The organism is Ferrimonas senticii DSM 18821, assembly GCF_000422665.1.
Lineage (GTDB): Bacteria > Pseudomonadota > Gammaproteobacteria > Enterobacterales > Shewanellaceae > Ferrimonas > Ferrimonas senticii.
Map to the genome: position 1 here is coordinate 57,042 of NZ_AUGM01000007.1, position 19,078 is coordinate 76,119.

Annotated in this window: 18 protein-coding genes; 7 read left to right on the forward strand and 11 right to left on the reverse strand. The window is 53.4% G+C overall.

All coding sequences use genetic code 11. From position 1 onward, the window contains the following. Window positions 1-93 precede the first annotated feature (93 nt). Entirely contained in the window at window positions 94-2,346 is a 2,253-nt protein-coding gene (locus G506_RS0105670) for an OmcA/MtrC family decaheme c-type cytochrome (protein WP_028116017.1), read from the reverse strand. A gap of 631 nt (window positions 2,347-2,977) precedes the next feature. On the opposite strand from G506_RS0105670, the gene G506_RS0105675 reads away from it, so the two are divergent. Next, window positions 2,978-3,280 (forward strand): cytochrome c3 family protein, encoded by a 303-nt coding sequence (locus G506_RS0105675; protein WP_028116018.1) that lies wholly within the window; start codon window positions 2,978-2,980, stop codon window positions 3,278-3,280. Between the two features lie 108 nt (window positions 3,281-3,388). Here the strand turns inward: G506_RS0105675 and G506_RS0105680 are convergent, their stop codons facing one another. Further along, window positions 3,389-4,180: a CLCA_X family protein gene (locus G506_RS0105680; protein WP_028116019.1), complete on the reverse strand. Its 792-nt coding sequence runs from the start codon at window positions 4,178-4,180 to the stop codon at window positions 3,389-3,391. A 283-nt stretch (window positions 4,181-4,463) separates the two neighbouring features. Here G506_RS0105680 and pulA point away from each other — a divergent pair, with 283 nt between their 5' ends. Next, window positions 4,464-8,501, forward strand: coding sequence for a pullulanase-type alpha-1,6-glucosidase (gene pulA, locus G506_RS18960; protein ID WP_051201935.1), 4,038 nt, complete (start codon window positions 4,464-4,466; stop codon window positions 8,499-8,501). Between the two features lie 81 nt (window positions 8,502-8,582). Here pulA and G506_RS0105690 read toward each other — a convergent pair whose 3' ends face one another. From G506_RS0105690 to G506_RS0105700, 3 genes are all read right to left on the reverse strand, one after another. After that, window positions 8,583-9,086 (reverse strand): GNAT family N-acetyltransferase, encoded by a 504-nt coding sequence (locus G506_RS0105690; protein ID WP_028116020.1) that lies wholly within the window; start codon window positions 9,084-9,086, stop codon window positions 8,583-8,585. A gap of 3 nt (window positions 9,087-9,089) precedes the next feature. Beyond that, entirely contained in the window at window positions 9,090-9,785 is a 696-nt protein-coding gene (locus tag G506_RS0105695) for an aspartate/glutamate racemase family protein (RefSeq protein ID WP_028116021.1), read from the reverse strand. Window positions 9,786-9,884: 99 nt separating this feature from the next. Then, window positions 9,885-10,181 (reverse strand): DUF3144 domain-containing protein, encoded by a 297-nt coding sequence (locus tag G506_RS0105700; protein ID WP_028116022.1) that lies wholly within the window; start codon window positions 10,179-10,181, stop codon window positions 9,885-9,887. 204 nt (window positions 10,182-10,385) lie between these two features. On the opposite strand from G506_RS0105700, the gene G506_RS0105705 reads away from it, so the two are divergent. Beyond that, the gene (locus G506_RS0105705; RefSeq protein ID WP_028116023.1) at window positions 10,386-10,880 is read left to right on the forward strand and encodes a hypothetical protein; all 495 of its coding nucleotides are present in this window, start codon (window positions 10,386-10,388) and stop codon (window positions 10,878-10,880) included. Here the strand turns inward: G506_RS0105705 and G506_RS0105710 are convergent. The 3 genes from G506_RS0105710 to G506_RS0105720 all read right to left on the reverse strand — a co-directional run bounded on the left by G506_RS0105710 (window position 10,873) and on the right by G506_RS0105720 (window position 14,336). Continuing rightward, the gene (locus tag G506_RS0105710) at window positions 10,873-13,128 is read right to left on the reverse strand and encodes a peptidase U32 family protein (RefSeq protein ID WP_028116024.1); all 2,256 of its coding nucleotides are present in this window, start codon (window positions 13,126-13,128) and stop codon (window positions 10,873-10,875) included. The two genes, G506_RS0105705 and G506_RS0105710, sit on opposite strands and share 8 nt — an antisense overlap. 68 nt (window positions 13,129-13,196) lie before the next feature. Next, window positions 13,197-13,730: a GNAT family N-acetyltransferase gene (locus G506_RS0105715; RefSeq protein WP_156904812.1), complete on the reverse strand. Its 534-nt coding sequence runs from the start codon at window positions 13,728-13,730 to the stop codon at window positions 13,197-13,199. 96 nt (window positions 13,731-13,826) lie between these two features. Next, on the reverse strand, window positions 13,827-14,336 hold the full coding sequence (locus G506_RS0105720; protein WP_035387071.1) for a M48 metallopeptidase family protein: 510 nt from the start codon (window positions 14,334-14,336) through the stop codon (window positions 13,827-13,829). A 153-nt stretch (window positions 14,337-14,489) separates the two neighbouring features. On the opposite strand from G506_RS0105720, the gene G506_RS0105725 reads away from it, so the two are divergent. The 4 genes from G506_RS0105725 to G506_RS0105740 all read left to right on the forward strand — a co-directional run bounded on the left by G506_RS0105725 (window position 14,490) and on the right by G506_RS0105740 (window position 16,812). Then, entirely contained in the window at window positions 14,490-15,371 is an 882-nt protein-coding gene (locus tag G506_RS0105725; RefSeq protein ID WP_028116027.1) for a bile acid:sodium symporter family protein, read from the forward strand. 36 nt (window positions 15,372-15,407) lie between these two features. Further along, the gene (locus tag G506_RS0105730) at window positions 15,408-15,875 is read left to right on the forward strand and encodes a YaiI/YqxD family protein (RefSeq protein WP_028116028.1); all 468 of its coding nucleotides are present in this window, start codon (window positions 15,408-15,410) and stop codon (window positions 15,873-15,875) included. Between the two features lie 75 nt (window positions 15,876-15,950). After that, window positions 15,951-16,118, forward strand: coding sequence for a hypothetical protein (locus G506_RS21020; protein ID WP_169628076.1), 168 nt, complete (start codon window positions 15,951-15,953; stop codon window positions 16,116-16,118). Window positions 16,119-16,167: 49 nt separating this feature from the next. Further along, on the forward strand, window positions 16,168-16,812 hold the full coding sequence (locus G506_RS0105740) for a LysE family translocator (RefSeq protein ID WP_035387072.1): 645 nt from the start codon (window positions 16,168-16,170) through the stop codon (window positions 16,810-16,812). Between the two features lie 340 nt (window positions 16,813-17,152). On the opposite strand, the gene G506_RS20360 is transcribed toward G506_RS0105740, so the two are convergent. The 3 genes from G506_RS20360 to G506_RS0105755 form a co-directional block, all read right to left on the reverse strand. Then, entirely contained in the window at window positions 17,153-17,470 is a 318-nt protein-coding gene (locus G506_RS20360) for a hypothetical protein (RefSeq protein WP_156904813.1), read from the reverse strand. A gap of 29 nt (window positions 17,471-17,499) precedes the next feature. Beyond that, window positions 17,500-17,742: a hypothetical protein gene (locus G506_RS0105750; protein WP_028116030.1), complete on the reverse strand. Its 243-nt coding sequence runs from the start codon at window positions 17,740-17,742 to the stop codon at window positions 17,500-17,502. 375 nt (window positions 17,743-18,117) lie between these two features. Further along, window positions 18,118-18,954 carry a hypothetical protein gene (locus G506_RS0105755; protein ID WP_028116031.1) on the reverse strand — a complete coding sequence of 279 codons (837 nt, stop codon included), beginning with the start codon at window positions 18,952-18,954 and terminating at the stop codon, window positions 18,118-18,120. Window positions 18,955-19,078: the final 124 nt, after the last annotated feature.

Consider the following 19,078-nt stretch of genomic DNA (forward strand, 5'->3'; position numbering starts at 1 on the left):
ATGCCAGTTAGGCACCGGGTGAATTATCAGTCAGCAAAAAATGCCAATTGAGTCGGGGAGGAACACTCCCCTTCTCTGAATTAACGGATAACCTTATTGATGCCCATGAGAAGCCATAATGCGCTCTGGGCTATGACAGGTGGCACAGCTTTCTTGTTGGCTGGCTGCAAGTGCCTCAACCTTAGTGGCAGCATCTAGTACGCCACCATTGCCTTCAATGTGTGCTCGGGTGGACTCTTTGAACCACGGATCGGTTGGGCGGTGACAAGTTAAACAAGCACCAGTATCGGACGATGCCCAAACCGCTTCACCGGCTTTGTTAACCTCTTGCCAAGCGCGATCAGTCGCCCTACCAAGGGTAATCCCGACCAGTTCACCAGTGCTCTTATCTACCGCGTGACAGGTCGCACAGTCCGATTTTAAGACCGTGCCGGACTCTTTCAGGTAGTGACCATCAGCCTTGTGGGCCTTATAAGCAAAGCTGGTTGGAACATTACCGCCCCACGCGTTCAGCCCTTTATCTGGGGTGTGGCAAGCTTGGCAGTTAACCCCGTTATCGTAGTGCTCGATCTCTTGATTGTGGCAGCCCAAACAGCTTGCTTCGTCAATGATCAAACGACGCTTATCGGCAGTGGCGGCCTCTGGCTCTTGAATGGTCTTGCTGCCATCCCATTTAAAGCGCAGTGGGGCACTTTGGATGTAGGCGTAATCACTGCTGGTAACGAAGTCTGTATCGCCTGCAGTAACGGTGCACTCGGTCGCTTCAATCACCGGCCGGCCTTTACCGCCAGAGGTAAAGCAAGTGGCCACACCGGCATACAGTTCAACATTAACCCCATCAAGATCGGCAGGCAGCGCTAATGACAAGTTTTCACTGCTCACACTGAATACGCCATTTTGGTAAGTGGTGTAGTCGGTATTGCGCAGTTTTAAGCCACGATCGCTGTATTTGCTGCCATCGGTGTAAGCGGGGTAATCTTGATCAACGTTCCATGAGAAGTAGATGCTGGATTGGGCATAGGCACTTGGATTAGCAATGTGCTTATCCGACAACGCAGTGCCGTTTTCATCCAGAATTTGCACATCAAAAGTCAGTACGTTTTTACTGCCGTTGTTGCTGATTTGAATATTGCTAAATTTAGCGCTGTATTTCTGGCTGCTCAGGTAAGGCTTCATCGCGTCGGCGTGAGCTTCTTCGGCACCACGGCCATAACCACCCACGGTATGGCAGGCGACACAATCGGCATTATCTTCTGAGTGCCACTGTTTTGGCACAAGCGTATGACAAGAGATACACGCTTGATTGCTGTTATCCGCTAAGAACAGATCGGCGTTAGCAGGGACGTTTTCGCCTTCAGTGGTATGACACGCACTACAGTCTGCGGCTGGGTTTTGCGGATAAGCCAGAGTGCCATAGTCATGAACACTGCCTTTGTAGCCAATGATTTTGTATGGCGCCGCTATTTTGCTACCAACCACTTCACCGGCATCATTTTCGTTTTCAACGTAAATTTTACGATCTTCGCCACGGTGAATAGCGTGGATCATGTAACCCCACTCAATGCTATTGCCACTTTCTGGATCGGCGGAGGTCGCGGTATGACAGGCGGCACAGTTTTCTATGTCGATGCGTTTACCGCCGTGGAAGGCCAGGCTGTCTGGCTGGTGGCAAGCGTGGCAGCTATCAAGACTCACAACATCACGGGTTTGGATATTGTCGGTACTTCCTGTTGCAGGTTGCCACTCATGATGAGCGTTTACTACGATACCGTTAGCAAGCGCCAACTCCAGCGTCGCACGTTGAGTAAATTCAGCGTTATATGCCACTTTTACCGGGCTAGTGACATTCATGATGTCAACTTGGTAAGTGTAGCTATAACTGCCATCACCATGATCAACTAGGCAATCACCGGCGCAATTTGCTGCCGATTCAACCATTGCTTGGGTCGCGGATTCGAGTGGCGTTAGATGTGAGGTATCTTCCGGAAGCGTCCCTAGTTTGACTTCTTTATTAAGGTAGGACTGCCACTGGAAGTTACCATCAGAAACTTCCGTTAACTGGGCAATACCAAAACTGAGCCCATCCTGCTTGGTCAAGCCGACCAGTTTTACACCATTACCGTCTGTTAACTTAAACTGAATGGTGACTTTATTGCCTTCCAGTTTGGCGCTACTAAAACGGGCTTGTACCGTTTTAGCGTCATGCACGTCCTTGCCAATAAAGCCATTTTCGCCACTGGCACCATCTCTGCCATCGCTGCCGCCACAAGCGCTTAGACCAAGCACTAATAGACCGGCGCTAAGTAACGCCTTATAAGTTTTATTTAAGTGAAACTTTTTCATCATCACGGCTTCCCCCCTTAAATGGGTCAATAATTAGCCCCAATTAACCGTAGCGACATAGATACCCATGAAGAGGTAGCCGATCAAGTTGGCTACTTCATAGTCTGAATCAAGATCACAACAACTCACTTATTCATTGTCATTGAAGACACATTCGACATTAACTCGTCTGCGAAAATGACTCACCGCAAACTTGCTTGCAATTTAATTAGACTTAATTCAGGGAAAGGCTTAATTGATTAAACTTGCAAAAAATTCACACTTTACCTTGCACACACACAAAGCAAAAACAAGATAATTTTCATCAATAAATACAACACATAAGTCAACGATACCGAACAAACTCTGCGACCAAAAAACACAAAACCAGGCAACACATAAAAGCCAACAACTCAGCAATTCTTACACCTTGCCGCCACACAATATTTACAATCACAAAGACAACAGCTTACTTTAGATACACATTCATCAATGCCTGAATTTTATATTTAGGCTGCGCTCTCACATCAGAATTTAAATCGGTAGATATTTACATTCACCGTTTCAGTACAGCTAATCAACCAAACTATATAGAGCAAATAATATCGAAAGGGTTATAGTAATAAGCGCCGCTTCATAGAGAGTTAACAACCACATGAAAATACTTATTGTTATATTGCTGGCCAGTTTTAACGTATTCGCTATTGATGGCTGCAATGAATGCCACGATGAAAAGTGGCAACTGACCCCCGCACACGTTTGGATAGATACAGAAGAACATCTTGAGGCCGTCAGTTGTATGGATTGCCATAGATGGCAGGACGGCAAAGACTTACCCCCAGTACTGCCAAGTAACAGCGCATTGCAAAAAGACTGCGGAGTCTGCCATCACTCGCCAAAGGATTTAGCGACCCAAATGGAGATGGAGCAATATCAACAAGAGCCAGATCCACAATAATTACGACCATCACTCATCGAGGCCGAACTCGTACTAACAACGCTGATGCTTAAACTCTCAGTTCGGCCAGGTTTCAAGTAATACAAACGACCGCTGAGTTGCAATTGCTCAGCGGCTTAACGCCTGCCCCAGCGGGGTGAAATAGCCATGCAGCGCGGTGCTGATTAAGCCGAGGTGGTGGCGATCTGGAAAACCGCCAAGTTTGGCCAATTCAGTGGCTTTGGTGCCGCTAACCAGATAGGGATTGTGAATGCGATCATCGCCTTGGATGGCAGCTTCAAACGCCCGCGCCAGCATTTCGGTCGGCAGGCTCAAATAGCGCCGACCAAATTGCTTATCCAGCGCCACCGAGCGCCGCACATACTCACTTTGATCGGCGCCATCGGCACTCAGTAGCACCGTTGCCAGTAACTGCTCTAGCCGTTGATTAAGCGGATGTTCAATGGCTTGCCGCTGCGCCAACCACAAATTGCTGGCAAAGCTGTTGATGATGCTGTCGTGGCTGTCGCGCTTGAATAAGCGAAAAGCGATGTAGTGATCAAAGGCGTGCCACCATTCATGGGCCAGCGCCCCAGCGCCGGCGTTTTTCGCCAGCGCTAAGGTGTTACTGGCAGGGGCATAGTGGGCCTGTGCAACCGGCGAACCGCCATGGCCAAAGGCCAAGCTTAAGGTTTGCCGCAATCCCATCGCTTGCGGCGGCAGATTCAGCAAAAACGCCAGATCCGCCAAGGCATCAAACACCAGATTGGCCGCCAGCGCCTTTTCTTGCTTATCAACCCAGCGACCAACCACAATCCCAGCTAAGCCAAACTGGGCTTTGATGTCAGCAAAGTCAACCTGCTCGCCACAGCGATAATCGGGGCCATAGCGGCGGTAGTCGCGGTGCAAGGCGCCGTTCATCGGCCCCCTCGTGCGTTGTTTGGTTTGGTCATTCACTGATTGTACTTATCAATCTAACAATCTCCGCTTGCATACGTATTCATTGAACATCGTTCGCAGTTTTCTTTAGCTTCCAATGCATACCTATGCATTCGGTTTGCTGCTGCCCCTTACAACAATCATAACTGGGGCTTGATCGAGGGTTTAGGTTACAGCGAATGGGTGCGCACCATTGTAACCGCTGGGGGAGAGCGGCACTCACATCAACGAGGCCGTTGCAGCAGATAACACCGATGGAGAACCCATGAACGTAATCCATTTCACACCAACCGCAACAACCGCCGAAGGTTACCGCAAATGGTCGAGCGCCCTGCTGGCAGGCTGTGCGTTGCTGTTGGCCGGTTGCGATAGTGACAACGACACGCCCACCAACCAAGCGCCAGAGCCCGTAACGGAGATCGTCCTTCCGGTCAGCCCAAACGAACGGCAAGCGGTGATCTACTATAACCGCGCCGATCAGGACTACAGTGATTGGGGCTTGCACCTGTGGGGCGCGCAGGGCGCCAACTTTGTCAGCAACGAATACATCAGCGACAGCGGTGAAACCGACTGGGCGAAACCGCAACTGGCTGAGGGCATCGATCCCACTTTTGGCGCTTACTATGTGGTCGAACTGGACAGCGCCGATTGGCAATCGTTTAACTTTATCGTCCATAAGGGCGATGAAAAGGACGTTGGTGGTGGCGATCATCGCTTTAGCAAGGCCGATCTGGGGCAGCAGATCTTTACCTTTAGCGGCAATGGGCAACTGTTTGTCGAACCGCTAACTGAGCCGCCACTGACCATAGAAGGTGCCAGCAGCCACTGGCTGATCGACGCTAATGGCGACAGTGTGCTGCTGACCAATGACAACAATCTTGGCAGTGCCACCTTGTATGCCTCGGCCACCGCCGAATTAGCCATCGACGGCGCCAGCAATCGCTTAGTGAATGGCAACGCTTACCCGTTAACCACCACCGACTTAAGCGCTGAATTACAGCGCCAATACCCCCATCTAGCCGATTTTAGCGCGTGGCGCTTTGCCACAGAGGTTGATGCCAACACCCTGTTAAAACAGCAATTGGTACTGCACCACAGCCGTGCCGATGGCAGCCAAATGGCCACTCAAGTGCAGTTGGCTGGTGCGCTGGATGGCCTTTATGGCGATGCCGCCAGCCAACTGGATTACTTTCCACAGTTAAGCGGCAATCTAGCTGGTTTTACCCTGTGGGCACCAACCGCCCAGCAGGTGAGTCTGGTTCCGGCTTATTTTAGCAACGGCAGCATCGTCGAAGCCGCGCCGATTGCGATGAGCTTTGATGACGATTCTGGCGCATGGACGCTCAGCACCGATCAACTCGTCAGTGGCGATTACTATCGCTATGAGTTAACCCTGTACCACCCGCTGACGATGCAGTTAGAAACCTATCGGGTTGCTGATCCCTATTCGCTGAGCGTATCGACCAATTCCACCTATTCGCAATTGCTGGACTTGGATGACAGCGCTCTGCAGCCCAGCGGCTGGCTGGATGATGCCGATCATCAGGTCGACAGTGCCGAACAGATCATCATCTATGAGGCGCACATCCGCGACTTTTCCAACAGCGATCAGCTTGGCAGCGCAGCGTATAACGGCAAGTATCTGGCCTTTACCGAAACTGAGCGTGAAAGCGTTAGCCACCTGCAAAGCTTGGCAGATGCCGGCTTAACGCACTTTCACCTGCTGCCGAGCTTTGATATCGCCTCGGTCAACGAAAATCCCGCCCAGCGGATCGATCTGACCAGCAGTAAAGCGGCTCTGTGCGCACTCAACCCGAGTGCCGCGCTGTGCAGCAATACCGATGTGGCCGCCAGCGATACCATTGCTGAAGCGCTAGCCCGCTGCGATGTCAGCAGCGGCTGCGGCCAACAACTGCTGGCGGATGTTCGCGGCCTCGACAGCTTTAACTGGGGGTACGATCCGCTGCAATACTCGACCCCAGAGGGCAGTTACGCCTCTGATGCCAACGGCAGTAGCCGGGTGCTGGAGTTTCGACAGATGGTGCACAGCTTGCACCAGATGGGGTTAAGCGTGGTGATGGATGTGGTCTACAACCATACCGCCAGCTCTGGCCTGTATGACAATTCGGTGCTGGATCGCATCGTTCCGGGCTATTACCACCGCCTTAATCCTTACAACGGCAGTATCGAGAATTCGACCTGTTGTGAGAACACCGCCTCGGAACATCGGATGATGGAGAAGCTGATGGTGGATTCCTTGGTGCACTGGGCTAAGCACTACCAGATCGATGGCTTTCGCTTCGATCTAATGGGTCATCACAGCAAAGCCAATATCGAAACCGCCTACCAAGCGGTAACCACCGCCGTTAATCACTTTATCTACTTCTACGGCGAGGGTTGGAACTTTGGCGAGGTCGCCAACGACGCCCGCTTTGTGCAGGCCACTCAAGCCAATATGGCGGGCACTGGGGTTGGCAGTTTCTCCGATCGTATTCGCGACTCACTGCGCGGTGGCGGCCCCTTTGACAGCGGCACCGGACTGCGCCAAAGCCAAGGCTTTACCACCGGTTTGTTTACCGATCCGAATGAGCTCAATCAAGGTTCGGCAGCGGAACAAACCAAACTGCTGCATGAAACCGACATCATTCGAGTCAACCTTGCTGGCGGTCTGAAAGACTTCCTGCTGCAGGTTAGCGACGACCGCATCATGGCTGGCGTTGATGTGGACTATCAGGGCCAGAGCGCCGGTTACACCGATGACCCTCAAGAGCTGGTGAACTACGTCTCGAAACACGACAACCAAACCCTGTGGGACAACAATCAATACAAGTTGCCGACCGAACTCAGCGCCGCCGAACGAGTACGGGTGCAAAATCTGGCATTAAATACCATCCTGGTCGGCCAAGGGGTGCCATTTTTGCATATGGGCGCTGAACTGCTGCGCTCGAAATCGATGGAGCGCGACTCCTACGACTCTGGCGATTGGTTTAATTCGGTGTGGTTTGATGGCAGCAGCAATGGTTGGAATCGTGGTCTGCCCCGCGCCGACAAAGATGGCGACAACTGGCCGTTGATCCAAACCATCATCGGCAACAGCAATATTGCCGTGACCAGCAGTGACATTGCCGCCGCCAGTGCCAACCTCAAGGAGTTTTTGGGCATTCGGGCCAGTTCAGCGCTGTTCGCCCTGGCCGATAAAACCACGGTGATGAGTCGAGTCGACTTTCACAACACCGGTGCCGATCAGCTCGCAGGTGTCATCGCCATGTCGATTGACGATGGCCTTGGCGTCAGTGACCTCGATCCGCTGGTCGATGCGCTAATGGTGATCATCAACGCTCGCCCGCAAGCGGTGACGTTATTGGCGGACAAGGCCAGCGGTTTTAGTTTGCATCCAAGCCTTAGCGACGGCATCAATGACGATCCACTCCAAGCCAGCGCTTATGTCGATGACCACGGCTTTAACGTTCCCGCCCGCACCGTCTCGGTGTTTGTTAAGGCGCAGGGCGCCAGCCAAGGTGCGGGTCTAGCGGTGACCCCTAAGACCGCTACCCCAACCACCTTACAAGCGCCAGTGCATGTTCGTGGCAGTTTGTATGGCGATGGCTGGCCAGCGGATGATGGCAATCTGCTGCAAGATCTCGGCGGCAATCTGCACGCCGTGACCTTGCCGTTAACCGCTGGCAATTATCAATTTAAGTTGGCCAGCAGCGACTGGAGTACCCACAACTGGGGCAGTGATACTGCGCTGGTATTGGCCGAAGCCACCCCGTTGTACCAAAATGGCGGTAACATCAACTTGGCCGTTGACCGCGATGGTGACTACCAGTTTTTGCTGAACATCAGCAATCTGGCACAGCCGACGGTCACGGTTAGCTATCAACAACCGAGCGTTGAGTCCTGCAGCGCCTTAGATGATGTCGCCGAGTTGGGGCCTTTGGGCGACAGCCGCTTATTTGTCCGCGGCGATCTTTCTGGCTGGAATGCGGAGGATCAGTTTGAGCTGAGCTATAAGGGCAACAACATCTATCAAGCGCTGTTTAGCTACAGCGGCACGGTGCAGTTTAAGTTGGCGGATGCTAGCCCCAACTGGGATCTGCAGTACTTTGTCTCGGACAACGGCAGCGTCGGATTGTTGCAAACTGAAACCGACTACCGCATTCAGCGCGGTAATGCGGGCACGGATAACAACAGCGTTAACCTAGACGGCGGCAACTGGCGCGTCACCCTGACCTTGGATGAGCCACTGGTACTTGATGGCGATGCCGGCAATCTGCTCATTGAAGCCTGCAATCCCAGCTGAATTTTTTCAACAACAGCGGCTTACCTAACCGGTAAGCCGTTGTTGTTAGGGCTGAGTTATTAAACAACCAAACCGCCCACGCTAATCAGGATCGCTTGGCGTCCACTCCAGCACCATGTCATTCAGGCCGCGATCCGGACACACCAAACGCTTGGTGATGGTAAAGCCAATATTCAACAGACACTTCCATGAGGCAACATTGTCTTCATACACCAGCGCCACCAAGGGTTGCTTGGGAAACTGACGCTGCCCTAATGCTAACGCCTCCACCGCCAATTGTTGACCTAACCCTTGCCCCCACAGGCGGCGCAGCAACATGTAGCCGATCTCACCATGGCCGCTGTCACCGAGGTAGCACAGCACAATGCCGATCGCCCCATGCTCCGGATGTTGCGCCACCAACTTATGAAACTGGCGATGCGATTCAGCGCCACTGAGCACCTTGTCTAGGCGTTCGGCGATCTCAGCCGCCGACTTGGCCCCCGGCGAACCGGTGTAAAACATCGCCTGCTCATCGCCTTCCAGTTCCAGCAGCAGCGGCAGGTCAGCGGCATTTAACGGCCTAATAGTTAATTCAGTCAGCATGGTTTACTCCGCCAGTGCCGCGGCAACGGCCGCTTCGGCATGGATCGCCGTGGTATCAAACAGCGGCACCGAAGTGTGCGACTGCTGCACCAACAAGGCAATTTCGGTACAACCTAAAATCACCGCCTGCGCCCCTTGGCGATGCAGGCTGTCGATGATGTTGAGGTAGCGTTGCCGTGATTCCGGCTTGATCTCACCGCGACACAGTTCGTCGTAGATCACTCGGTGCACTTCGCCGCGCTCTTGCTCATCCGGCACCAGCACCTCAATGCCAAATTGCTCGGTTAAGCGACCTTTATAGAAATCCTGCTCCATGGTGAAGCGGGTGCCAAGTAAGCCAACCTTGCTGATCCCCGCCGCCTGCAACTGCGCCGCAGTGGCATCGGCAATATGCAGCAGTGAGATCGACAGCTGCGCGGCGATTTGCGGCGCCACCTTGTGCATGGTGTTGGTGCAGATCAATAGCAGATCGGCACCGCCACGCTCCACCGCTTTGGCGGCATCCGCCAATATCACCGCCGTAGCATCCCAGTCACCTTGGTGTTGCAGGGTTTCAATCTCAGCAAAATCGACGCTATACAAACAGATCTTGGCGGAATGCAGCCCACCCAATCGAGCTTTCACGCCGCGATTGATCGCTTGGTAATAGCTCTGGGTCGACTCCCAGCTCATGCCGCCCAATAAGCCGATGGTTTTCATGATTTGCTCTCGTTAAGTTGATGCCGCCAGCTTGGCACAGTAATCCACAAAGCAAAACGCCGCCCTGAACTAGGACGGCGTTTTTAATGCAACTAACGCTTATTTTTGAGTAGAGCGGTAGTGATCGAAGTTTTCGATGTAGTCGTCCATGTGGGCAGCCAACAGTTTGGCGTACTCTTCGGTGTAGTACTTCAGCATCGCATCACGCTTGGATTGCATCTGCTCTTTGTTGGCAAAACCGGTAGAGCTGAACCACGCATTGTACTTACACAGGGCGTACATGAAGGAGGCGCTTACGGCACCGGTTTCCAGCTCTGGATCTTGGTTGTGCTTGTTAGCTACTTCGATCAGTTCGCTGGCGCGCTGGTAAAATTCTTTATCGGCTTTGTCGGACATGGTTCGGTCTCTTATCTTGGCTACCCAGTTGGTAGTATCAAAAATGCTTACCCAAAAGGTATGCGTTTTTGTGCCAAGACACCGTAACCTTGTTCACACTCTTACTGTGGCGGCAAAGCGTAAATGTGAGGCGCTGCAAATTGTCTGGCGTTTGCCAGTTCGGTATCCTGCCCAACTTCAATCACCACTGGGTTTATCCGACCGATGAGCTACCTTCCGCTGATCCTATTTGCTTGCGCGCTGGCACTGTTCGCCGTTTACAAGGCGCGGCAACATCGGCAACGCCAAATCGCTGCCAATGAACTGGCTTGGGCCACCTTAAAGCAACTGCTTAACGACTTTAAGCAGCAACACTACCGCGATAACAATGACCGCAGCGAGGCGGAACTGGCGTTGTTTAAGCAGGCGTTTGTGGAGGGCTACCACGCCAACGAGGGCAATAAAAAGGTCGCCGCTAAGGTCAGCGATCTGCGGCGCCAAAACCAAGCGCTGGCACTGGAGTTACAAGCCCTGTACCCGCGTCTGCGAAAAGCAGAGAAAGAGGCCAGTGACGACGACATTCTGCTGGTGCTGCTGCATCTGGCCTTTAGCGAAGGTGGACTGCGGATGTTCGAAGCCCAAGGTCGCAAACGCTTGATTGAACAGCAGCGCCAGTTGTTGCGTCAGCGGTGGCAGCAACTGAAAGCCAAAGCTAACTGATCCCTTGCAGGTACTGACGCTGACAGTGGTTACTGATGGCGTCAGTGAGCCGCGCTGCCGCGCCCTCATCCCCGGCCAGCAACGACCGGAACAAACGCACCAACGCCACCGGTTCCAACGCGACTTGGGTGGTGGTTTCGATTTGCCGCAGATCAATCAAGCCATGGCTTAGCTGTGGCAGATCCGCCACCGCCGCAACAGACAGATAGTGCTTATCGGCGTAGATGACGTTGTTATCGCCGCGCTGTTTATCGATGATGTAGCGCCGCTCACTGTTGCTACCGTGACGAAGCTCTGCCCGTTTAGCGCACTTGCGCAAACAGCCTGGAGTCATGGTGTCTTTGCGACAATCGATAACCTGTCGCAACAGACACTGACGACTGCTAAGCAGCGCTTGCGGGTGGAACAAGCTGAAGTACACCCCCATCCCAGCCGGTGCGCCAATCCCTTGCAGTTGACGTCTGCTCAGCTCGCTGGACAGCACCGCCCCGACCGCACCACGCTGCTGCAATGCCGCCAACGCATAGCCATTGAGCAGGTTAAATTGCCCGCCGGCAATCCAAGCGATCCCTAACTGCTCGGCAACCGCAGCCACGCCGCTGTTATGGGTCAAGATCTTGGCCGGTTGCACGGTTTCCAACAGCGTCTTAGCGGCGCTGAAGTTTGCTCCAATCAACACCGCCGGGAAGCACGGCAGCAACTGCGGATTTTCGGCAAACAGCGCCTGCATCTGGGTTAGCTGCGGCGCTAAGGCTTCCGGCAGTTGGTAGTACAGCTCTACCGGCTCAGCCAGCAGCTCCGCCGACGGCGCTTGGTTGATGATCACCGCCAGCTGTTTATCTCCACTAAACCGCTGTGGCTGCGGTGCGGCAGGCAGTGCCACTTCGGCTTTGATCGCCTTACCACCGCGCAACCACAACAGCATCTGCTGGCGCAGCGTGGCCAGCTCTGCAAACGGCAAGAACAACCCGGTTAAGCCATCCAGTTGCAGCGCTTGCAGCTGATGATTGGCGTCGTTGAGCGGGTTAAAAATCGGTGCCAGCGTGGCATCATCCAGCTGATAGCGATCGGCGGCGATCAAGCCGCTGCTTGACTGTCCTTGCCAGACGGTTGCATCGGCACCGCGGCCACGGATCAGAGTCAGTTGCAGCGGTTGCCCTAACTGACCGGAAAGATTCAGCAGCAGCGGCAATGGCTGGCTATCCAGCGGCGCAATCGCTTGCTCCACGTGGTTGATGATGTCGGTTTTGACATCGTGTAGCGCGGTCTTAATCTGCTTAAAGCCGCTGAAGTCACTGACTCCAGCACGGGCAGCAAAGTGGTGGGCGCTGTGATCTTTGGGGTTGTCGATAAACATCCCGCGACTGAGGTTGCCATTGAGGTAACCGGCGCTGAAATCGCGGTTAAACACGGTGTACAGCAGATCGCTGTGAGCGGCTAACGGCTTATTATCGGCGTAGGCGTCGATCTGCTGGCGCCACTGATCAACCACGCTGTAGACGTAATGGGCTTGCTTGATCCGCCCTTCGATTTTCAATGAATAGACGCCGGCGTCGGCTAACTTGGCCAGATCGGCAAAGGCGCTGTTGTCTTTCATGTTCAGTGGATAGCTCAACCCCGACGGGGTTTGCTGATAAGCATCACGACAAGGCTGCGAGCAACGACCACGGTTGCCTGAGGCGCCATTGTGATGCGAGCTCAAATAACACAGGCCGGAGAAACCAACGCAATAGCTGCCATGAACGAACACCTCCATCTGCACATTACGGGCGGCACCGTAACTGGCCAGTGCGGTGATCTCATCGATATCCAGCTCCCGCGACAAGTTGACTCGGCTAACGCCGTAGTGCGCCAAAAAATCGATCTGGCCGGTGTTGTGGGTATTGGCTTGGGTTGAGGCGTGCAGATCCAGATCAGGAAAATGCTGCTGGATCAGCATAAACAGGCCGTAGTCCTGCACAATTACCCCATCAATATCGCTGTTGTTCAGTTGGTTGAGCAGCTTCCACAACTGGGCGAATTCCCGTGGCAGCATCACGATGTTAAGGGTCAAAAAGATCTTACAGCGGTGTTGATGGGCAAGGCGGATCACCCCATTAAGTTGCACCCAGTCCAAATTGCCAGCGCGGTTACGGGCATTGAATTTGTCCAAGCCACAGTAAACGGCGTCTGCTCCAGCGGCGATCGCCGCCTTAATGGCATCAATATCGCCACCGGGAGCCAAAAGTTCAAACTGGGTACTACTCATAAAAAACGCGCCGAGAAACGAATCAAAGGCGCGCATTGTAGAGTCCGCGATGGCGACTGTATAGCCACTTAAAGGGGTAGGATCAGCTCGCGAAAGTGCTCACCTTTGAGGATCAGATCGCGCTGCAGTTCAAACTGAGCTTTATTAATGTGGGCCGCCAACGAGCGGTGATTACGATGATGCACGTAACTGTAAAGGTAGCGATAACGCCCTTTTAAATGCGCCACCGCAAAGTCGACCAATTCAGTAAACACCCCCGAACCGCGGCTACTTTGGCAGACCGCCACCGGCCCCCAAAACACTGAATTATCACAGTTCAGCGGCAGGTCCAGACCGGGCAACTGCTCGGCGACATCGATCAAGGTGGTGGAGAATCCCCAAAACGACCAACTGGCGAATACCGCCATCGCCAGCACGCGACCGTCGCGTTCGGCCAGGACCACCGAGCGTTCGGCAATGGCTTGGCTAAGCTGCTGTTGATCCAGCACCTTGTAAAGAAAGCCATCCTGCTGTTCTTCGGCGGAAAGGTTGGCGATATAGCACTGCTGCTGCAACGCGTGCAGCGCCGCCACATCCCCTAAATTAGCAACACGCAGCCTCATCGTTATCCTTATTAATGCTGTGCGATTGAGGCTCAGACTAGCACAAACTTTGCCCCAGTCGAGGTGACCCAGATCCGATCTTAATGGCGACAACTGTTACCAAGTTTTAAATGGATCGCAGCCCAGTTCGCGCGCGGTCAACCACATCCGCGTCGCCAACTCCAACTGGTGGTATTGCGGCAGCATATGCTCGCACAAGGCGTAGAAATTTTTGTCGTGCTGCTTCTCTTTTAGGTGCGCCAGTTCATGCACCACAATCATCTTCAGCATCGGCTCGGGTGCCTGTTTAAACAAGCTACCAATGCGGATCTCGTTCTTGCTCTTTAACTTACCGCCCTGCACCCGACTGACGGTGGTGTGGGTGCCTAGGGCGTTATGAATGATGTGGAGTTTGCCATCAAACTGGATCTTGGCGATCGGCCCCGAACGCTGCATATATTGCTGCTTTAGCGCCATCACGTAGTCGCGTAACGCGCCATCACTGCTGATCTGGTGGCGTTTGCCGTAGTGGCTTAGTAGCCACGGCCCTAACCGTTCGCTGTCGATCAGTTGCTGCACCTGTTGTTGCAGCGATTCGGGATAATGAGCAAGGTACTTCAGTTGCATCGGAGCCAGTGTCAGTTGTCAAAAACGCTATAGCGTAGCAGGACGATGAAATTGCTTCAGTAACTACCCTGCATATACGTCATTCGAGCTTACCAACGCTTGTTTGTATAACAGCAAGATGACTGCCGTTTACCGCACCATGGGCCTGCGCTGATGCAGGGCTCGCTACTGACCCAAATTCTGTTGCCGTTGCTGCTGGCCACCATCATGTTTGGCATGGGGCTGGGGTTAACCGGCGCCGACTTCAAACGCTTAATCACCCTGCCACGGGCGGTGGCGGCCGGGCTGCTGGGGCAGTTGCTGGGATTACCACTGCTGGCGCTGCTGGTGATCCTGCTGTTTGATTTAGATACCGCGCTCGCCGTTGGCCTAATGCTGGTGGCACTGTGCCCCGGCGGCACCAGTTCCAACCTGATCTGCCAACTGGCTCGGGCTAATTTGGCGCTAAGCATCTCGCTGACCGCCATCAGTAATCTGATTTGCATGGTAACCGCGCCGCTGGCTTTAGGGCTGACCCTTGCGTGGCTGGCACCACAGGCCAGCAGTGAGTTTTCACTAGTGCAAACCGGCCTGGGATTGCTGCTGTTTTCCTTGTTGCCGGTGCTGCTGGGAATGTTGCTACGCCGCTTTTTCGAGGATTGGGCGATCACCATGGAGCCCAAGTTTCGGATGCTGTCGCAGTGGGGCTTAATCGTTTTAGTGATCGCCATCTGCATTCAAGAGTGGCAGTTGCTGCGCTCTATGGCGCTGGAGCTGATCCTCGCTTGTTTGTTGTTTAACGCCTCGGCAGTGCTGCTGGGCATCGGCCTTGGCAAACTGATGCGTTTACCCGCCGCTGAGGCCGGCACCGTTGCCATTGAGGTTGGCTTGCAAAACACCACCTTGGCGATGCTGATCGCCATTAACTTTATCGGCCAGCCAGATTTTGCGATAACCGCTGGCCTGTATGGGCTGGTGATGTATCTTGGGGCGGCGGCGTTGGTATGGCGTCAGCAGCGATTACGCCAACAACAGGTGCAAGCTACGCCGCTCTGATACACTGGCGCCTTTGTTATCAAGAAAATCGATGTTATGAGTATTTGGGTAGACGCCGACGCCTGTCCGGCGGTGATCCGCGAGATCCTTTGCAAAGCCGCCGATCGCACCAAGATCACCACCACCTTTGTTGCCAATCACCCGATCCGCTTACCCCCCTCGCCCTACAGCCAATTTCGCCAGATAAGTGCCGGTTTTGATGTCGCTGATAACTGGATTGTGCAGCAAGTGGTCGCTGGCGATCTGGTGATCACCGCCGATATTCCGCTGGCAGCTGAAGTGATCGACAAACAGGCGCTAGCGCTAAGTCCCCGCGGCGAGTTGTACACCAGTGCCAATGTCCGCCAGCGCCTGAATATGCGCGACTTTATGGACACCCTGCGCAGCAGCGGCATTCAAAGTGGTGGCCCGGCGCCACTGGGGGTTCAAGATAGACGCGAGTTCGCCGCCCAATTGGATCGCTATCTGGCCCGGCAGCAACGGCAGAATAGTTCTAAGAATTAATGTGATAACAGTTTGCCCTAGTGCTTAAGTCTAACTAGGTTAATAACAGGGCATCTGCTTACAGGATCGACACCAATGCGTTATCTGCTGCCGCTATTTTTTATCGTCACGGCCTTGATCTGCTATTCCATTGGCTTTGCCAGCGGCGCATTATTAGCGATTGTGCTTGGTTTCCTGTGTGAACTGGGCTTTTGGTTTGGCCTGCACCGACTGCTGATTGGCAAAGGTCACCGCAGCAAATAGGCATACCGCTCTAATCCAATAACCGAGAGGCGCAACCGCGCAACTGTTCGTGCTTAATGAAATTTCCATCTTAACCACCCTTGCGGTGGTGCATCTGATCGCGCTCGCCAGCCCCGGTCCCGATTTTGCCCTAGTAGTGCAAACCGCCAGTCACCATGGTCGCCAAACCGGCATCGCCGTGGCATTTGGGATCTCGCTGGCGATCTTGCTGCACAGCGTTTTAGCGATTACCGGGGTGGCGTTACTGATCCAACAAGCGCCGCTACTGGGCATGCTGCTGCAATGCGCCGGCGGGCTGTTCTTGCTGTACTTGGGTTACGGCGCTTTAAAGACGATTCCGGCGCGCTTGCGCCACGGCGACGGCGCGCTTATCAGCCAAAGTGCCCCGCGTCTGTCAGGCCGACAAGCTACCAGCAAAGGCTTTATGACCAACCTGTTGAACCCCAAAGCGTTGGTATTTTTCGTCAGTTTGCTGTCGAGTTTGGTGCCAGCACAGATGTCGGTTGCCGGTAAAGGCGGCGCCATCGCCATTTTGTGGGGCTTGTCGTTCCTGTGGTTTGCGCTGCTGTCGCTGCTGCTGACCGGCAGAAGAATGCAGGCGCTGATGCAAAAAATGGCGGTGTGGATCGACGCTCTGTGCGGCGCGGTGTTCTGCGTTATCGGCGGCGGAATTCTGATTGCCACCTTGGCGTAATCAACGGGCTATTCTTGGTAGTTGGTAGTTGGTAGTTGGTAGTTGGTAGTTGGTAGTTCAAAGCAGTATGCCGATGATCTGCCACAAGCAACTGAAGACTGCCGACTAATTGCTGCTTTTGTTCGCTACCGATAACTGCCAACTAATTGCTGCTTTGGCTCGCCACTGATAACTGCCAGCTAATTGCTGCTTTTGCTCGCTGCTGATAACTGCAACTAATCGCTGCTTTTGCTCGCTACTGATAACTGCCAGCTAATTGCTGCTTTTGCTCGCTACTGATAACTGCCAGCTAATCACTGCTCTTCCTATCGACTGAAAACTACCAACTGATAACGCTGTATCACCCTAACTTTTGAAACTGCTGTTTCAGCTCATATTGGCTGTCGGTGACGATCCGCTCCAGCACTTCCACCCGCTCGGCCAATTTCTGGTTCTGTGCTCGCAGCTCGGCCACTTCATCGCGCAGTTTGCTACTGCCTTCCCCCATCAACTCGCCCATCCCGTCATCACCGCTGGCGCTGCCGACACCAAACATCCGATCAAACCAGTTGGTGCGACCGGTTTTTAACTTCATCATATCTTTGCGGTAGTCGGTCCATACCGCCAATGCCAAAAAGCCGAACACCAATACCAGCACCACCATATGTTTTGCTTCCATCATATCCTCCCTCGATTGCACTCAAACCGTTAACCTAACTTGCGAAACTGCTCTTTAAGATCGTACTGACCATCGGTGACGATCCGCTCCAGCACCTCGACCCGCTCATGCAGTTGCTGGTTTTGCTGTTCAAGGGTGTGTAGCCGCTGCTCCAGTTCTTCATTCGACTTGCCTAATTGCTTACTGCGATTACGCTGCTTCATGATCTCAGGAATGGTACCGAACCCCACTGAAATGGCGGTAATGATGACAATAGCCGTCCAAAACGACATAACTTCTCCTTAAGCTCTTTCCACCGGCGTGTTTAAAACACCCTAAACATCGTTGCTAGTGCCGGATCTGTCAAATCCGGGGGTTATACCAATTCACCTAAATATCTGATCATTATTGCTGGTTTAAATCGCCTCACTCGGCGTTACTCAACTTACTGGTAGAGTCACTAGCAGCGGCGTTGAGTGCCTTGATTGAGACGATTTCTCCTTCGCACTAGATAGACCATTTACTTAAGTGAATTGGTATTAGCAATCAACCAAATGCACTTGTGGATTGAAGCAATTACTATTCCAACAAGCATTAACATTTAAAATCAAAAGCTTACTGAAAAACCCAAGCAACTATTTGGTCAATTCGACCGGTGGTTGGTGAAGTTAATCAAGCTGATGGCGACGTAGATAGGCAGCGGTGTCAACGTCAAGCCAACGCAGGGTTGGCTCCAACATTTGCCGCCACTGCTGTCGATACGGAGCGCTTAGATAGGGTTGACCAACGCTACTACTAGTAAGCGCGAACTGACGCTGCCCCAAACGTTGGTAAGCGCGCAGAGCCTCGCTACTGACATCGCTATCGGCCAACACGGCATTAAGAAATTGCGACAACGGCCACTGCGCCGCTAAACGCAGTTTCGGCAGATCCTGCAGCAGCGGGTACAGCACCGGTGTAGTCCAATGCTGCCAATCGGGTTTGGCCTGAATCAAACCGATATTGCGCAAATGCAGTTGTGCCCATAGCTCTGATGCCGAGGCACCTTCGCGCAACAAACGCCAATACAGGTAAAGATCCGCCAACACCTCGCGATTCCAATGCTGCGGCCACTGCTCGCGCTGCAATGACGCCAACCACGGTGAGTTGCGGGTGGCAACATGACCAAGCTCGTGATAGTAGGTCGAACGATAATTACGCAAACTCGGGCGTTCATACAGCTGTTCATCCAGCAGCACGAGGTGATTTCGCTTGAGAGTTTCTGGGTTGAGCAGTATAAGGGCTTGGTTTTCACTCAGCAGGGTTACGCCCCCCTGCCCCGCCACCGCCGATTGCAGTGCTTGCGCCAGCGGTTGTGGCCACAGTCGAGTGACAATCTGTTGCCAATGCGGGCTTAACTGGCACTGCTGCAACCGATCTAAACGACACATCTGATGGTCGGGGTTGGCCACCGCTGAACCACTAATGGCGATGGCTAACCACAGTAAGCGGCTGCTGGCTTTCACAATTTGTCGCCATGACCTAATTATCATTGTCGCCCGCCCATCCATGCCGAGTAATGCCGCGTTAGCGGCATTTATGTGTATGATGTTACCGCAATAAACCATAACGATAAGCCGCCAATGCTGG

Excerpts from the sequence above, each read along its gene's own strand:
- G506_RS0105680 (WP_028116019.1), bottom strand. The coding sequence starts at position 4,180 with ATGAACGGCGCCTTGCACCGCGACTACCGCCGCTATGGCCCCGATTAT.
- G506_RS0105675 (WP_028116018.1), top strand. The coding sequence starts at position 2,978 with ATGAAAATACTTATTGTTATATTGCTGGCCAGTTTTAACGTATTCGCT.
- G506_RS21020 (WP_169628076.1), top strand. The coding sequence starts at position 15,951 with ATGCGTTATCTGCTGCCGCTATTTTTTATCGTCACGGCCTTGATCTGC.
- G506_RS0105690 (WP_028116020.1), bottom strand. The coding sequence starts at position 9,086 with ATGCTGACTGAATTAACTATTAGGCCGTTAAATGCCGCTGACCTGCCG.
- G506_RS0105710 (WP_028116024.1), bottom strand. The coding sequence starts at position 13,128 with ATGAGTAGTACCCAGTTTGAACTTTTGGCTCCCGGTGGCGATATTGAT.
- G506_RS0105715 (WP_156904812.1), bottom strand. The coding sequence starts at position 13,730 with ATGAGGCTGCGTGTTGCTAATTTAGGGGATGTGGCGGCGCTGCACGCG.
- G506_RS0105720 (WP_035387071.1), bottom strand. The coding sequence starts at position 14,336 with ATGCAACTGAAGTACCTTGCTCATTATCCCGAATCGCTGCAACAACAG.
- G506_RS0105725 (WP_028116027.1), top strand. The coding sequence starts at position 14,490 with ATGCAGGGCTCGCTACTGACCCAAATTCTGTTGCCGTTGCTGCTGGCC.
- G506_RS0105695 (WP_028116021.1), bottom strand. The coding sequence starts at position 9,785 with ATGAAAACCATCGGCTTATTGGGCGGCATGAGCTGGGAGTCGACCCAG.
- G506_RS0105670 (WP_028116017.1), bottom strand. The coding sequence starts at position 2,346 with ATGATGAAAAAGTTTCACTTAAATAAAACTTATAAGGCGTTACTTAGC.
- G506_RS0105730 (WP_028116028.1), top strand. The coding sequence starts at position 15,408 with ATGAGTATTTGGGTAGACGCCGACGCCTGTCCGGCGGTGATCCGCGAG.
- G506_RS20360 (WP_156904813.1), bottom strand. The coding sequence starts at position 17,470 with ATGGAAGCAAAACATATGGTGGTGCTGGTATTGGTGTTCGGCTTTTTG.
- pulA (WP_051201935.1), top strand. The coding sequence starts at position 4,464 with ATGAACGTAATCCATTTCACACCAACCGCAACAACCGCCGAAGGTTAC.
- G506_RS0105700 (WP_028116022.1), bottom strand. The coding sequence starts at position 10,181 with ATGTCCGACAAAGCCGATAAAGAATTTTACCAGCGCGCCAGCGAACTG.
- G506_RS0105750 (WP_028116030.1), bottom strand. The coding sequence starts at position 17,742 with ATGTCGTTTTGGACGGCTATTGTCATCATTACCGCCATTTCAGTGGGG.
- G506_RS0105705 (WP_028116023.1), top strand. The coding sequence starts at position 10,386 with ATGAGCTACCTTCCGCTGATCCTATTTGCTTGCGCGCTGGCACTGTTC.